Genomic DNA, 14,444 nt, shown 5'->3' on the forward strand with positions numbered 1-14,444 from the left:
TCCCGCTCCGGCATGAGGCGCAGATATGAGCCATATCGCAGTCGATCCTCGAAAAGACGGCCAGCCCATCCTCCGGGCGCGGGACCGCGCCATGTATCACCCCCAACAATGACCCTGCACATGCGCCCCCAGGAACCAGGCTCTGTCGATAAGGCTCCGCCGCCAGTTGATCCGTCGGGCGCGGTACAAGCCTTCCCGGGGGCGGTGCCGAAGCGGGCCGCATCCCGCGTGGCACCGGAGCCCGGCCGCGGCGCGGGGGCAGCCGGGCCGCTGCACTGGCTCTGGGCCCATCGCTGGTTCGCGCTGGCCGTCATCGCCCTCTTGGGGGCGGGGACGTGGCAGGTGGCGCGGGTTCTGATCGGTCCCGCAGTCGTGGTCGATGTCATCAGGCGGGCCGATCTGGTGCAGACGGTCGTGGCCAGCGGCCATGTCGAGACGCCCTACCGCGTCGAGATCGCCAGCCAGATCACCGGGACGGTCGAGGAGGTGCTCGTCGAGGAGGGGCAGTCGGTCGCGAAGGGCCAGCAGCTGGTCACCCTCGAGGCGCGCGAACTCGGCGCGGCCTTCCTCCAGGCGCAGGCTGCGGTCGCGCAGGCGCAGGCGAAGCTGCGACAGACCGAGGAACTCACCCTGCCATCGGCGCGGGAGACGCTCACCCAGGCTCAGGCCGTGCTGCTCAATGCCCAGCGCAGCTATGACCGGGTCGCCGAGCTCGCCCGGACCGGGTCCGCCACCAGGGCGACGCTCGACGATGCGCTCAAGGCGCTCGACGTGGCGCGGACGCAGGTCCGCAGCGCCGAGCTGCAGGTCTTCACTTCAAGCCCCGGCGGGAGCGACGCCGTCATGGCCCAGACCCAGCTCGACCAGGCGCGCGCCAGCCTCGACACCGCCTCGTCCCGGCTGTCCTATGCGACGATCGTCGCGCCGCGCGACGGCGTGCTGATCTCCCGCGCCGTCGAGCGGGGCAGCGTCGTCCAACCGGGCAAGGCTCTGATGGTGCTGGCGCCGCGCGGCGAAACGCAACTGGTCATCCAGATCGACGAGCGCAACCTCGGCCGCATCGCGCTCGGCCAGACGGCGCTGGCCTCCGCCGATGCCTATCCCGACGAGCGGATGAAGGCCACGGTCGTCTACATCAATCCCGGCATCGACATCAGCCGGGCCTCGGTCGAGGCAAAGCTCAAGGTCGAGGATCCGCCGGCCTATCTGCGCCAGGACATGACGGTGTCGGTCGATATCGAGACGGCACGTCGGGCCGCTACGCTCGTCCTGCCTGCGCGCGCGGTGCGCGATGCGGTGTCGTCGGCGCCTTGGGTGATGCGCGTCAGGGACGGACGCGCGGCCAAGCAACCGGTCCGGCTCGGCCTGCGCGGCGCGACCAGTGTCGAGATCCTCGACGGGCTCGCCGAGGGCGACACGGTGGTCCCGGCCAATGCCGGCATTGTCACCGGACAGAAGATCAGGGCGGTCCTGCCATGATCCGCTGGATGCCCTTCGTCTGGACGGGCGCGCTGCGCTTCCTGGCGGAGGGGCGTCTGCAGACCGGCTTCATCGTCGGCGGCATCACGATCGGCGTCGCCGTCATCGTCTTCATGTCGGCGATGCTGGCCGGGCTCGAGGCGAATTTCATCAGGCGCGTGCTGACATCCCAGCCGCAGATCCAGCTTCTGCCGCCTGACCAGATCGCCAGGCCGCTGCGCAGCGGGCCGCGCGAAATCGAGGATGCACTCGTCCAGCGCCCGAGCCAGCGCGTGTTGTCGATCGACCAGTGGCAGATGATCGCGCGCCGGATGGAGGCGCTGCCGGAGGTCACGGTGGTCGCGACCAGCATGTCGGGTGCAGCCCTGGCGGTGCGGGGCAGCGCCAGCCGCTCGGTCTCCGTCCTGGGCATCGAGCCCGAGACCTATCTGCGGATCGTGAAGCTGCCAGATTATCTCGTCGCCGGCCGCATTCGCCTGACCAGCGACGATATCGTGGTGGGAACCGAGCTCGCCGCCGATCTCGGCGCCGTAGTCGGGGACAAGCTGCTGCTGAACGGCGCGAGCGGATCGAGCCGGCTTCTGACGATCACCGGCATCGTCGATTTCGGCAACAAAGGCGCCAATCTGCGCAACACCTATGTCGCCTTGCGCACGTCGCAGTCCCTGCTCGGCATGATCGGCGGCGTCACCGAGATCGGGCTTTCGGTCGGGGACATCTATGCCGCGGAGACGATTGCGCAGCAGATCCAGGCTTCGAACGCTGTGCAGGCGGATAGCTGGATCAAGACGAATGCGCAGTTCTTCACTGCGGTCCAGGCGCAGAAGAACACTAATCTCCTGATCCGCCTGTTTGTTGGGCTCTCGGTTGCCTTCGGCATCGCGGCGGTTCTCGTCGTCTCGGTCATCCAGCGCTCGAAGGACATCGGCATCCTGCGCGCCATGGGCACGACGCGGACCCAGATCCTCAAGTTGTTCCTGCTCCAGGGCGGGCTTCTGGGCTTTGCTGGTTCCCTGACCGGGTCGACATTCGGTGCCCTTGCCCTGGTCTACTGGCACCAGACGACGCGGCAGGCCGACGGCAGCGAGCTGTTCCCCCTGATCATCGAGCCGCAGCTCTTCGTGACCACGGCGCTACTGGCGACGCTGACCGGTGTCGTCGCGGCGATGGCGCCGGCGCTGCGCGCCTCGCGGCTCGATCCGGTGGAGGCGATCCGTGGCTGAGGCGATCGTCAGGCTCGAACAGGTCTGCAAGGCCTATAATATCGGCGAGCCGAGCGAGACGGAGGTCCTGCATGCAATCGATCTCGAGCTCGAGGCCGGCGGGTTTCTCGCGCTGGTCGGACCATCGGGCTCCGGCAAGAGCACGCTGCTCAACATTATCGGCTTGCTCGACCGCCCGACCAGCGGCTCGCTCTCGATCGCAGGTGAGCCGACGAGCCGCCTCGACGATGCCGAGATCACTCATCTGCGCGGCCATGAGATCGGCTTTGTCTTCCAATCGCATATGCTGATCTCGGCCTTCACGGCCTGCGAGAACGTGATGATGCCGATGGTGGTGGCCAATGGCCGGGCAAGCGCTGCCATCGAGCAGCGGGCGCTCGATCTGCTCGATCGCGTCGGGCTTGCGCCGGTCGCCCATAACCGCGCGCTCAATATGTCGGGAGGACAACAGCAGCGCGTCGCGATCGCGCGGGCCCTGGCGATGCGCCCCCGCCTGATCCTTGCCGACGAGCCGACCGGCAATCTCGACACGCAATCGGCGGAAGGCGTCTTCCAACTGATGCGGGACGAGAACCTCGCCTCCGGCACGACCTTCCTGATCGTGACGCATAATATGGCGCTGGCCTCGCGCTGCGACCGGATCATCGAGGTCGTCGACGGGCGGATCACGCAGGGCCGGCGGCCGCGGGGCTGAGGGGAGGACGCCCGGCTGCCGCGGGATCGTCGCCCAAGGGCGAGCACCCATCGACGATCAGACGATATTTGACCCGTGTGACCGCGAGGTTGCGCGCCCAATCGACCATGTCGTTCCAAGGGTCGACCACCTTCGACATGGCAGAGACGAAGGTGACGACCGTCGCGATCTCCAACTGCCCGCGCAGCACCAGCAGGCTGCCAATACCGAGAACGAGGACGTTCCCGAGCGAATAGCTGAGGTTCATCAGGAAATTCAGCGAGAATTTCAACTTGAAGATCCCCATGGCGAGAGAGAAGGCGGCGTTGAGCGGTGCTCCGGCCTCAATCCCCAAGGGCGATACCAGCCCGTCTCCAAGCTGGCGCAACACCAGCGTTCGGTCGGCGACGCGCCGGTTGATCGCCTTCTGCATGATCGGCACGAATAGAAACTGCGATGCCAGCACGACCAGGCTGAGCAGCATCATCGCTGAATCGAGCCTGGCGAGGTAGATGAACACGCTGATCAGGAATCCGGCTTCGACGATCGGCACGCTGATGCTGGATCCGACGAAAGCGCCGACATCATCGGCCTCGGCGAAGATCATCGATAGCCCCGTGCCATCTCCGGCATGGCGCTGTCGCGGCTCGGTCCGGGCGAAGAGGCTCCGGTCTACGGTGAGCCGCAGGGTCCGGGTGGCGCACTCGCCGAGCCAGGCCCGATAGATATTCATCAGCAGCTTGATCAGGCCGAAGGACAGAATGACTGCGCAGTTGATCAGCAGAGCGGTCATGATCGCGCTCGCCGGCCCGCCCTTCACCGCCATATCGATAATGCGCCGCTGCAATTCGATCGGTGCGGCATTGAGCAGAAAGACCGCGATCGAGAGGAAGCAGACCAGCAACTGATGCCAACCTCCGGAACGAAGCACAAAGGCATAGAATGAAGTGGGCAGGGGGCTCACCAGCGCCAAATCTTGTGAACGGCGTGAAGGCTTGGCGAAGATCATCGCTTATGCTGCTGCGACATTGGTGCGCATGATCCGGTCCGCGAAGATTGTCCGGCCGCGCTCGCCCGCGAAATAGGCCTTGACCCAAGGATGCTGGGAGGAGAGCAAATCTTGGAGCGTGCCGATCGCCACGATCTTGCCGCCGGCAATGGCCGCGATCCTATCACAGGCTGTGTGCAGGGTACTGAGGTCGTGCGTGATCATCATCACCGTGAGGTTGAGGCTGGCCTTGAGTGTCAGGATGAGCTGGTCGAAGGCATCCGCCGCAATCGGGTCGAGGCCCGAGGTCGGCTCGTCCAGAAATAGGATCTCGGGATCAAGAGCGAGCGCCCGCGCCAAGGCGGCGCGCTTGGTCATGCCGCCGGAGAGCTGAGCGGGATATTTGCCTGCCGCGTCGCGCGGGAGCCCGACCATTTCGAGCTTCAGCATCGCCATCTCGTCGAGGAGGCCGGGCGACAGCGAGAGGCATTCGCGCATCGGAAGCTGGATATTCTCAGTGATGGTCAAGGAGGAGAAGAGGGCGCCTTGCTGGAACATCACGCCGCAGCGCTGTTCCATCATGCGGCGCTCGGCTTGCGGCAGCGGGTCGATGTCCTGGCCAAAGATTTCGATGGTGCCGCTGCGCTTCGGCACGAGACCGAGGATGGTGCGGGTCAGGACCGATTTGCCGGAGCCGGATGCTCCGATCACACCGAGGATTTCGCCGCGCATGATATCGAGGTCGAGGTGATCGAGAATGATTTTGTTGTCGAAGGCGACATCGAGCCTGCGAACGCTGATCGCCACGTTTTTGTTCGTGGTCATCGCCGTTCCCGCGGAAAATCGAGAGGACATGGTCGCTATCTCGGGCTCCGCCGCAGATGCGGCGGAACCGTATGACGCTCGATGAAGACAAAGAAGGCGGTGGCTATTGCGGTCAGGCCGATGAACCAGACCAGGTCGGGAATGCCCGTCAGATCCGGAAGGCGGACCTTGCCGAACCTCCAGACCGCCAGGACATGAGCCTGCATCCAGTCGAATGAGAGGGCGTAAAGGATCCCGCCCGTGATCATGCCGAATGCGCCGACCAGCGCGTGGATGCTGCCGGTGCCGATCGCTGCCAGGCCAGTGCCCGGGCAATAGCCATAAATGACCATGCCGACCCCGAATATGGAGGCTCCGAGCCCGACTGCGAGCAGATTGGCATCTTTGATGTGATAATTCGCCCAGCCGGATTGATGGAGAGCGAGCACGCCGACGCCGCCTACGATGATCGCGGTCAGCATGACTTTGAGCACCGTGAAATCGCGCAGCAGGAACTGATCGATAATGACGTTATAGTCGGTGACTTTCCCGCGATGCAGAAGCCATCCGAAAGCGAAGCCGAAGAGCAGCCCGAATGCTGCGAAGGTGAGCCCGACCATGATGATGAACATCGTTTCCCCCTTCAGGCCTGACGCTGGAATGTGAGATGCGCGGTTGCAATGCCGACGGGGAACATCACCGCCAGGAAGACCCAGCTCGACAGGGCCAGCTGCAGTCCGCCGGATATGCCGTGTCCGCTTGTGCAGCCTCCCGCCAGCCGCGCCCCGAACATCGTCAGAATCCCGCCGAGGAAGGCGGCCGAAAGGCGCTTGGCGACCGACGGCCCAAAGCGCTCCCGCCAGACCGACGGGATGGTCTCGATATGGAAGCGGCGCGATAGCAGGGCGGAAGCGAATGCCCCCAGCAACGTGCCCGCCAGGAAGATGACGCCATAGTCGAGAACGAACGGATTTCCTGCCCAATAGCTGTTGGCGGAGACGGCATCCGACCCAAGAAACGGGATAGCGGCCCCGGCAGATAGTTGTGAAAGCGCTGTCGTGATGCCGATCGGCTGATCGACTACGGCAAACACAATCCAGCTCAGGACCCCGATGCCGGCGCCGGCGAGATAGGGCGACCAGTCGACCGTATGTGAGTAGCTTAGCGAATAAGAGAGATCGGATGTGTGCGTGACCATGCTGGCGCTCCTTTCTATTTGCCGCAGTGTGCGCTTCGAGCCGCGGCTGTCCTTGATCCGGCTCAAGACGCTTTGGCGATAGCCACCCGCGCGCCGTCGCAGGCTAGAGCCGGAAAATCTGCCGCAGTGATGGTCTCCTGTTTGATCAGCAACTGCGCCCCTGCCTCGAGGTCCGCCCTGCGCCTTGTCAGAATCTGGGTCGCGTCGTTCAAGGCGGCTGCCACGAGGTCGCGCACGGCCAGGTCGATCTCGCGTTCAGTGGCTTCCGAGGCCGTCGGGCGTTCGGTTCCGCTTGTCGCGAGAAAAGGGTTCGTTGGCGGAAGGTAGGTCCGGTCTCCGAGCGTGGCGGCCATGCCGTAGCGCGTGACCATATCGAGCGCGAGTTCTGTCGCCCGCTGCAGGTCGTCGGCAGCTCCTGTCGAGATGTCGCCTGCGAAGACGAGCGCCTCGGCGGCGCGGCCGCCCATCAGGACTGCGAGCTTGTCGCGCAACTCCGCGGTGGTGAGGAGGAAGCGGTCGCGCGTCGGCCGCTGGATCGTGTAGCCCAGCGCGCCGATGCCGCGGGGAATAATGGAGACCTTCAGCACCGGATCCGCGCCCGGCACGCTCGCGGCGACCAGCGCATGGCCCACTTCATGGAAGGCCACGCGGCGCTTCTCCTCAGGACTAAGCAGCCGGCCGCGCTTCTCAATGCCGGCGACCACCCGTTCCATAGCGGCGGTAAGATCGTCGAGCGTGATCGCAGCGGCCTTGCGGCGCGTCGCGACGATTGCCGCCTCGTTGACGAGGTTGGCGAGATCGGCCCCGGTGAATCCTGTCGTTATCGCGGCGACCTGGTCGAGATCGAGACCTTCGGCGAGGCGGACCTTCTTGGCGTGGACCTTGAGAATGTCGAGCCGTCCCTTGCGGTCGGGGCGGTCGACAAGCACCTGCCGGTCGAAACGGCCGGGCCGCAGCAGGGCGGGGTCGAGCACCTCCGGGCGGTTCGTCGCGGCCAGCAGGATGACGCCGATCGTCGGATCGAAACCGTCGAGTTCCGCCAGCAATTGGTTGACCGTCTGCTCGCGCTCGTCATAGCCGCCAAACGGCGTCGCACCCGCACGGCTGCGCCCGAGCGAGTCGAGTTCGTCGATGAAGATGATCGCGGGCGCCGCCTGGCGCGCTTGCTCGAAGAGGTCGCGCACCCGCGCAGCGCCGACGCCTACGAACATTTCAATGAACTGCGCGCCCGAGATCGAAAAGAAGGCAACACCCGCTTCGCCGGCGACAGCGCGCGCCAGCAGCGTCTTGCCGGTTCCTGGCGGCCCGACGAGCAGGATGCCCTTCGGCATGCGTGCACCGAGGCGCCCGAATGAGGCCGGATCCTTCAGGAAGGAGATGACCTCCTGCAACTCGAATTTGGCCTCGTCGACACCCGCGACGTCCTTGAAGGTCACTTTCGTGTCGGTCTCGACGAAGATCTTCGCCTTCGACTTGCCGATCGTCATGATGCCGCCCAACCCTTGCCGCTCTGCGACGCGCCGGATGAGGAAGGTCCAGATCAGGTAGAAGGCGAGAGTGGGTAAGACCCAGGACATCAGGCTGGCCAGGAAGGCGCCGGATCCAGCGCCACGGATCACGATGTCCTTGCCGGCCAACCGGTCGGCCAGTGCTGGATCGACTCGCTTCGCCGTGAAGAAGCGCCTGCCGTCAGCGGTAGTCTCCCGGAACGTGCCTGTGATCGTCTCGGCGCCGACCACGACCTCGGCGACCTTGCCGTCCTGGATCAGTTGCTCGAATTGGCTGTAGGGAATGGTCTCGGTCTGGCGCCATGCCGTCAGCACATCCTGGACCAGCAGGATGCCCATCACCGCCGCGAACACGTACCAGATCAGCCAGTTCGTTTTGGGCGTCGTCTCGGCCATCGCATCGGCTCCTGCTGCAGAGCCCGAATGATGGCCGACCGCGGCTCATCTGCGCTTGCGCTGGATCAAGTCTGGCCCGGGCAACCAGGACCGCAGGCCGTGCCGCCATGCTGTTCGTATCGTGATTGATCTTCGACAACCATGCGCCCTTGGCGGGCCGGTATCACTGCAGGCGATATTGGAGTGAGCCATGCCGTACCGCTTGCTTGACGATTTGCCCGAATCCGTGCGTGCGCATCTCCCTCCGCATGCGCAGGAGATTTATCGCGCGGCCTTCAACTCCGCCTGGGCGAACTATTCGGATGAGAACGGGCAAGGGCACGAGGAGCGCGCTCATCGCGTCGCCTGGGCGGCAGTGAAGCACAAATACCGCAAGGAAGGAGCGGCCTGGGTCGCGCGATGACGGGCCGACCTGCAAGAGCCGGATGATTTCAGACGGGGTCACTTCGTGATCCCGTCTGAAATCTGAATCCGTCTCTCATCAAGGAGTTAGAGCAGGATCAATGCGAAAAACCGGTGCCCACTTTTTCGCATCCTGCTCTACGGAACGAGCACGGCAGCGCCTTGCAGCCTGCCGTCGCGGAGATCGTCGAGAGCCTCATTCGCCTGTTCAAGCCGATAGGTCTTGGTTGTGGTCCTGATCCCGGCTCGCGGCGCGATTGCGAGGAAATCGAGGCCGTCTTGCCGTGTCAGGTTCGCAACGGAGAGGAGTTGCCGCTCCTGCCACAGCAACCGGTAGGGGAATTGCGGAATGTCGCTCATATGGATACCGCCGCAAACGACGCGGCCGCCTTTGCGAACGGCCTTCAGTGCGACGGGGACGAGTGCGCCAACCGGCGCGAAAATGATCGCAGCATCCAGCGGCTCAGGCGGCATTTCGTCCGACGATCCGACCCAGCAGGCTCCCAGTGACCGCGCCAAGGCCTGGGCGGGCGCGTCGCCGGAGCGCGTGAAAGCGTAGACGTCGCGGCCCTGCCAGCGACAGATCTGGGCGACGATGTGGGCGGCTGCACCGAAGCCATAGAGGCCGATCCGGTGCGCCGGCCCTGCGATCTGAAGCGAGCGCCAACCGATCAGCCCAGCGCACATCAGCGGGGCGGTTGCTATGGCGTCGGAGAACCCATCCAGAGGAAAGGCGAAGGCCGCGTCGGCGAGCATGTGGGTCGCAAAGCCGCCATCGCGCGTGTAGCCGGTGAAGGTCGGCTCGTCGCATAGGTTCTCATGGCCGCCGGCGCAGTAGCTGCAGTGGCCGCAGGCGCGACCGAGCCAGCCAATCCCGACGCGAGAGCCGATCAGGCCCGATGATACGCCCGGCCCCACAGCATCGACGATGCCGACCACCTCATGACCCGGTACGATCGGGACTCTGATATCGGGCAGCTCGCCGTCCACGACATGAAGATCGGTCCGGCAGACGGCGCAAGCCTCGACATGGATGAGCAGTTCGCCGTTCCCGGGACAGGGGACGGGCCGCGCTTCATAGGCCAGGCGCTCGCCGACCTTGCGCAGCACCATCGCCTTCATGCGGAAGGCCGTGCAGAGGCGGCGGTCTTAACTTCGCCCATCTCCGAGGGCGTGATCACGACGCCCGACATTGGCTCTATCCATGCCAGCTGATCCGATATGGATCGCACACCGGCGACATTCTCCGCGACGACATGAGCCGCCTGGCGCTCGCGTTCGTCGAAGATCGCGCCGCTGAGCTCGACGGCGCCGTGGTCGACATGGACATGGATCATCTGCCCGCCCCAGCTTTGCTTGGCGAGTTCACTCAGAATGTCCGTGCGGATGCGTTCATCGTCGACGACGACCGCATCGGCGGTAGGCAGCGCGTCGGCCATCGCGCGCAACAGGTCGGAGCGCGCGACGATGCCGACCAGCTTGCCGTTCTCGACGACGGGGAGCCGCTTGATCCGGCGGCGGCTCATCGTCTCCACGACCTCCTCGAGCGTCGCATCCCGGCGGGTCGTCTCGATATTGCTCGACATGACCTCGCCGACCTTACGGCCATGCGCATGAACATAATCGTCCGCGACTGTGCCGGGTCCGACCAGGAATTCGAGCCACCACGAGCGCTTGCGCTGCGTTCCGAGCTCGCCGCGCCGCAGGAAATCTCCTTCGCTGACCATGCCGACCAGCGCCCCGTCGCCGGCGACGACGGGCAGGCCGCTGATCCGATGGGCCAGCATCAGGCGGGCGGCGTCACGGACCGAGGTCGCGGGGGCGACGCTGATCACCGGGGTGGTCATGATGGCTTGGACGAGCATGGCGGCAATCTCCCGCAAGGTTGCGGCACGCGGGCTTGCGCACCGACAATGTCTTCATTGCTGGCAGTTCTGGCACAGTGGCCGCGATGGCGATTTGATCGGAGTCAAGCAGGGGAGCTCTTAGAGTCACCCTCGCAGCCCTGCCCACCGGCACTCGTCGATGCGCCATCAGGATCGGCAGGTTCGAGCTCTGGGGCAGATCACCGGCCGCGCTGCCGAGGAACCATTCGCGTAGCGTGTGACCATAGGCCCTGCAACGATCAGGTCTTCGGAAACCCGATGGGGCCCGGCGAGGCGCGTAGCAGCGGGCGCGTCGCTGCCGGAGAGAAGGCTTGCCGCCGGGTTTCAAAGTGGAATGGACGAGTTCTGGAGAGGGGAACTGCCGCGTCCTTCTACCGGGAAGCCTTCAGCTGCACCGCCTGTCGAAATGTTTTGGATTTCAGGGCAGGGGGCCGAAAGATGCCCCCTGCAACACGAAAGCTCACGATCTGCCGTGAACCGTTCTCGCCATTGATCTGCGGCCCGACGCTGTCGCCGATGAACAGAGGCTGTCGGACAGATCGCCTTCGTTGTAGATCAGACGCCCTTTTGGCAAATCGGACGGGCTAGCGTTCATCGAGCGAAGATGGAAATGTCCTGCCATGAAGATGCCTTGACGCAAGTCTTTGCGTTGAGCTGATCTTAGGTCAGCCCCCTCGGGGCGGGCAGGACGGAGGGAGCGGCCGGCAAGGTGGTGAGAACTCACCGGCCACGGGAGCGTCAGGCCACCAGGAGATGGTCATCGACGGATTTGACACCGGGGGCCGACCATGCGGCGCGTTCCGCGACGCCGCGCTCATACCAGGCATGGACCTTGCCATCGAGTGTGACGCGGTTGTCGTTGCCGACCGTCACCCGGATCGTGCTCGCCTCAAGCTCGGCGTTGCGCTTGAGCGCGTCCTCGATCGCCTTCTTCACGTCATTGGCGCTCGCGCGCTGCTTCAGCTCGATCAGATTGCTGACGCCGACGACGCCCGACAGCTTTCGGATGGCGTTCTCCGCAGCACGCCGCTGGTACTGCCAATCGACGGTGCCCGACAGCTGCACCCAACCCTTCTCGACCTTGACCTTCACGGCATCGGGCACCGTGACATCCCAGGCGATGATGCTGAGCGCGCGCTGGGCGATTTCGGTGTCGCTGGTCTTCTTGTCGTGCGGGTAGCGCACTTCGATCTCTTCCGCGATGGCGCGTACGCCCTTGACGCGACGGACGGCCTTCTCGGCGGCGATCTTCTCGGCGTAGCTCTGGACGTGTCCGGTCAGCGTCACCACGCCGTCTTCCACCGCGACGCCGATATGGGCGGCCTCGATGCTCGGTTCGAAATCGAGTTCGTCGATGATCGTCAGTCGCAACTGCTTGTCAGTCATGTCTGTTCTCCAGGATTGGGACATCCGACCCGTGTCCGTGGGCGAGCCGTATTGTAGCTCTCGGCGGTCGACCGGCCGCAAACGCGGAGCCGAAACCCACCGTGCCCGCAGAATGGCAGCACCCGGGCTGCCGTCATTGATCGGCGTCAAGGTGCGGTGCCACGCCCGTGATCGAATTCGAGATCGGGAACAGCAGTGACCGGATGTCTTGCCGGGGGCTGTCGTTGACCGAGGCCCGAACGCTTACGCGTCATGCCCACAGGGTTCTTCGGCCCGCGGGCAGGCTACCGCAAACGTCACAGAACAGGAGAATTGTCATGGCTGAAGCCGCAACCAAGTTTCCCGTGCGCTCGGAGCAGAAGCCGGCGGCGGAAAAAAACCTGCCGAAGCCTGGACCCCTATCGACAGTCTATTCCACGAGGTCGAACGCCTGTTCGAGCACTTCGGTGCGGGCGCAGTCCGGCATCCCATCGGCCGGGGATCACTGTTCCACAGCACATCGCTATCAAGGCGGCCTGACATCTCCGCGGGAGGAGCGCGCCTGGTGTGATCCTCCCGCGCTCCTCTCTGTTTCGTCTCAGAGCGCGAAGCTCACCCGCCGAAATGCCGCTCGATCTCCGGGATGGGCAGCTTGGTCAGATCCTTGCCAATCTCGGCCACGACGAGGGCTTGTACAGGCGGCGTCAGGCAGCGCCTGAGTTCTCCCAGCAGCTTCGGCGGCGCGACCAGCACGAGTTTCAAGACGGCTTGTCCACGGACGGATTTTTCGACCATCGCGGAGACGTCCTTCACAAAGGACAGCTGCTCGGCGAGATGCAGATCCGGCTCCTCGACGGCGCTGCGAGCTGACCCGTGCGACTGGTGCACGCGACCCGGACGATCCCGTCCGAGTTCATGCGAGGGTGGCGAGCGATGCTGCATCGCTTCGACCAGTTCGAGCTGCGGCGCCTGTTCATTGCCGATGTTGCGCAGGATCAGCGCCTTGGCTCCGTCGAAGACGACGAGCCAGCTCTTGTGAGGGAGGCGAACTGGATGGGTCGACATGGCTCTGAACCTCATTCGGTCAAGCGTCGCCGGGATGCGACGCATTTCGCACCTTATGCGCCCCAGCTGGACGAGGATTTGATGCGGCTCAAGCGCCTTTGCGGCACAGTCTCATGTGCCCCGGCAGAGGATCACCGTGACGATGACGGAGGATGTCTATTTCAGGTTCGGCGTTGCGCTTGCGATCGGTCTCGTGATCGGGATCGAACGTGGCTGGCGCGACCGCGACGGCCCGCCTGGCAGCCGAACGGCCGGGATTCGAACCTTTGCGCTGGCGGGGTTGCTCGGGGCGGTCAGCGCGACAGTCGCCAGGGACATGGCCGCGCCTTTCGTCTTCATCGCATTGCTGATTGCGTTCACGAGCGTTTTCGCCTGGTTCAAGGTCCGCGAAGCCGATGAAGACAATGATTTCAGCGTCACTTCGGTCGTCGCGGCTCTGCTCGTTTTTGTCCTGGGCGCCTATTGCGTGGTTGGTTCTCCTCAAACGGCGGCGGCGGCGGGCGTCGCTGCGGCGGGCCTCCTCGCCAGTCGCGATTTTCTCCACGGGGCGCTTGCGCGTCTGACCTGGCCCGAATTGCGATCGGCCCTGCTCCTGCTGGCGATGTCGGTGATCGTCCTGCCGATCCTCCCCAACACGGCGATTGATCCGTTCGGCAGCGTCAATCCGCGCGAGGTCTGGATTTTTACGGTCCTCGCCGGAGCGATTTCCTATTTCGGCTACATCGCTGTGCGCCTGTTGGGCGCGTCCCGTGGTTTGCTCGTCACCAGCGCGGCGGGAGCGCTGGTGTCTTCGACCGCCGTTACTGTCCTGCTCGCGCGCCGGGCCGGGGAAGGGGAGGCAACAGCCAGGCTTGCCGGAGCTGCCGCCCTCGCCGGCATGATTTCTATCCTGCGGGTCCTGGTGCTCGTGGCGGCTGTTGCTCCGGCTGTTCTGGTCCATGCCGGTCCGGCTGCTTTGGCAGGTGCGGGGGCGTTCGGAATGGCTTCATTGCTCTTGCTCCGCTCGTCCGGGCAGGAGCTCGACGGCAAGGCACCGCCCCTGACCAACCCGTTCGACTTGCAGCCTTTGCTCGCCTTCGCCGTCACGTTGACGCTGGTCCTGTTACTGGTCGGATGGTTGACTAGCCTGATCAGCCAGCAGGGGCTGTTTCTCTCTTCCGGTCTCGTGGGCCTCGTCGATGTCGATGTCGCCGCTCTGACTGCGGCGCGAAACGTCGAGGCGCTCGGTGGCCCGCGTCGAGCTGCGATCGCGATCCTTCTGGCGCTCGCTGTCAATGCGGTCGCGAGAGTCGGCTACGCCATGATCACGGGGCCGCTGGCGTTTTCAGCCTGGCTCCTGCTGATAACGGGGGCGGCATTCGGTTGCGGACTATCGATCCTTGCCATACTCGCGCTCTGAGCGAGTTATTGCCCCCGCGACGGGAGCACTGCGCGAAAGTCCGCCGGAGTGGCGAATG

General features: G+C 64.7%; 14 protein-coding genes. 5 read left to right on the plus strand and 9 right to left on the minus strand.

The annotated features are described in order from the left end of the window. The first annotated feature begins 228 nt into the window (after window positions 1-228). Genes BMZ97_RS02980 through BMZ97_RS02990 form a run of 3 tightly spaced genes read left to right on the plus strand, consistent with a single transcriptional unit; the run spans window position 229 to window position 3,396 of the window. The gene (locus BMZ97_RS02980) at window positions 229-1,479 is read left to right on the plus strand and encodes an efflux RND transporter periplasmic adaptor subunit (protein WP_244546210.1); all 1,251 of its coding nucleotides are present in this window, start codon (window positions 229-231) and stop codon (window positions 1,477-1,479) included. Further along, window positions 1,476-2,702, plus strand: coding sequence for an ABC transporter permease (locus BMZ97_RS02985; protein ID WP_092165286.1), 1,227 nt, complete (start codon window positions 1,476-1,478; stop codon window positions 2,700-2,702). Before BMZ97_RS02980 ends, BMZ97_RS02985 begins: the two co-directional genes overlap by 4 nt. Then, window positions 2,695-3,396, plus strand: a complete 702-nt coding sequence (locus BMZ97_RS02990) for an ABC transporter ATP-binding protein (RefSeq protein WP_092165288.1) — start codon at window positions 2,695-2,697, stop codon at window positions 3,394-3,396. The genes BMZ97_RS02985 and BMZ97_RS02990 overlap by 8 nt, the downstream gene beginning before the upstream one ends. Here the strand turns inward: BMZ97_RS02990 and BMZ97_RS02995 are convergent. From BMZ97_RS02995 to ftsH, 5 genes are all read right to left on the minus strand, one after another. Then, on the minus strand, window positions 3,368-4,279 hold the full coding sequence (locus tag BMZ97_RS02995; protein WP_139221140.1) for an ABC transporter ATP-binding protein: 912 nt from the start codon (window positions 4,277-4,279) through the stop codon (window positions 3,368-3,370). The two genes, BMZ97_RS02990 and BMZ97_RS02995, sit on opposite strands and share 29 nt — an antisense overlap. 108 nt (window positions 4,280-4,387) lie before the next feature. Then, window positions 4,388-5,188, minus strand: a complete 801-nt coding sequence (locus BMZ97_RS03000; protein WP_244546211.1) for an ABC transporter ATP-binding protein — start codon at window positions 5,186-5,188, stop codon at window positions 4,388-4,390. 35 nt (window positions 5,189-5,223) lie between these two features. Next, a complete protein-coding gene (locus BMZ97_RS03005) occupies window positions 5,224-5,799 on the minus strand; it encodes a YeeE/YedE thiosulfate transporter family protein (protein ID WP_244546212.1) in 576 nt (191 codons plus the stop codon). An 11-nt stretch (window positions 5,800-5,810) separates the two neighbouring features. Beyond that, window positions 5,811-6,431, minus strand: a complete 621-nt coding sequence (locus tag BMZ97_RS03010) for a YeeE/YedE thiosulfate transporter family protein (RefSeq protein ID WP_348272090.1) — start codon at window positions 6,429-6,431, stop codon at window positions 5,811-5,813. Then, window positions 6,428-8,269: an ATP-dependent zinc metalloprotease FtsH gene (gene ftsH / locus BMZ97_RS03015; RefSeq protein ID WP_092165296.1), complete on the minus strand. Its 1,842-nt coding sequence runs from the start codon at window positions 8,267-8,269 to the stop codon at window positions 6,428-6,430. Before ftsH ends, BMZ97_RS03010 begins: the two co-directional genes overlap by 4 nt. 190 nt (window positions 8,270-8,459) lie before the next feature. Between ftsH and BMZ97_RS03020 the strand changes: the two genes are divergently transcribed. Continuing rightward, window positions 8,460-8,672 carry a ChaB family protein gene (locus BMZ97_RS03020; RefSeq protein WP_092165298.1) on the plus strand — a complete coding sequence of 71 codons (213 nt, stop codon included), beginning with the start codon at window positions 8,460-8,462 and terminating at the stop codon, window positions 8,670-8,672. Between the two features lie 137 nt (window positions 8,673-8,809). Here the strand turns inward: BMZ97_RS03020 and BMZ97_RS03025 are convergent, their stop codons facing one another. From BMZ97_RS03025 to BMZ97_RS03040, 4 genes are all read right to left on the minus strand, one after another. Beyond that, complete coding sequence (locus tag BMZ97_RS03025; RefSeq protein ID WP_092165300.1) at window positions 8,810-9,793, minus strand: zinc-dependent alcohol dehydrogenase family protein; 984 nt, start codon at window positions 9,791-9,793, stop codon at window positions 8,810-8,812. After that, window positions 9,790-10,536 carry a CBS domain-containing protein gene (locus BMZ97_RS03030; protein ID WP_092165302.1) on the minus strand — a complete coding sequence of 249 codons (747 nt, stop codon included), beginning with the start codon at window positions 10,534-10,536 and terminating at the stop codon, window positions 9,790-9,792. Before BMZ97_RS03030 ends, BMZ97_RS03025 begins: the two co-directional genes overlap by 4 nt. A gap of 759 nt (window positions 10,537-11,295) precedes the next feature. Next, window positions 11,296-11,943 (minus strand): BON domain-containing protein, encoded by a 648-nt coding sequence (locus BMZ97_RS03035; protein WP_092165304.1) that lies wholly within the window; start codon window positions 11,941-11,943, stop codon window positions 11,296-11,298. Window positions 11,944-12,534: 591 nt separating this feature from the next. Further along, a complete protein-coding gene (locus BMZ97_RS03040) occupies window positions 12,535-12,987 on the minus strand; it encodes a host attachment protein (RefSeq protein ID WP_092165306.1) in 453 nt (150 codons plus the stop codon). 142 nt (window positions 12,988-13,129) lie between these two features. Between BMZ97_RS03040 and BMZ97_RS03045 the strand changes: the two genes are divergently transcribed. Beyond that, window positions 13,130-14,386, plus strand: a complete 1,257-nt coding sequence (locus BMZ97_RS03045; RefSeq protein ID WP_092165308.1) for an MgtC/SapB family protein — start codon at window positions 13,130-13,132, stop codon at window positions 14,384-14,386. The last annotated feature ends 58 nt before the right edge of the window (window positions 14,387-14,444 follow it).

The sequence above is a fragment of the Allobosea sp. OK403 genome (assembly GCF_900113835.1).
Classification (GTDB): domain Bacteria; phylum Pseudomonadota; class Alphaproteobacteria; order Rhizobiales; family Beijerinckiaceae; genus Allobosea.

Coding starts and splice junctions, on each gene's coding strand:
- BMZ97_RS02985 (WP_092165286.1), top strand. CDS start 1,476: ATGATCCGCTGGATGCCCTTCGTCTGGACGGGCGCGCTGCGCTTCCTG.
- BMZ97_RS03000 (WP_244546211.1), bottom strand. CDS start 5,188: ATGACCACGAACAAAAACGTGGCGATCAGCGTTCGCAGGCTCGATGTC.
- BMZ97_RS03005 (WP_244546212.1), bottom strand. CDS start 5,799: ATGTTCATCATCATGGTCGGGCTCACCTTCGCAGCATTCGGGCTGCTC.
- ftsH (WP_092165296.1), bottom strand. CDS start 8,269: ATGGCCGAGACGACGCCCAAAACGAACTGGCTGATCTGGTACGTGTTC.
- BMZ97_RS03020 (WP_092165298.1), top strand. CDS start 8,460: ATGCCGTACCGCTTGCTTGACGATTTGCCCGAATCCGTGCGTGCGCAT.
- BMZ97_RS03025 (WP_092165300.1), bottom strand. CDS start 9,793: ATGAAGGCGATGGTGCTGCGCAAGGTCGGCGAGCGCCTGGCCTATGAA.
- BMZ97_RS03030 (WP_092165302.1), bottom strand. CDS start 10,536: ATGCTCGTCCAAGCCATCATGACCACCCCGGTGATCAGCGTCGCCCCC.
- BMZ97_RS03035 (WP_092165304.1), bottom strand. CDS start 11,943: ATGACTGACAAGCAGTTGCGACTGACGATCATCGACGAACTCGATTTC.
- BMZ97_RS03040 (WP_092165306.1), bottom strand. CDS start 12,987: ATGTCGACCCATCCAGTTCGCCTCCCTCACAAGAGCTGGCTCGTCGTC.
- BMZ97_RS03045 (WP_092165308.1), top strand. CDS start 13,130: ATGACGGAGGATGTCTATTTCAGGTTCGGCGTTGCGCTTGCGATCGGT.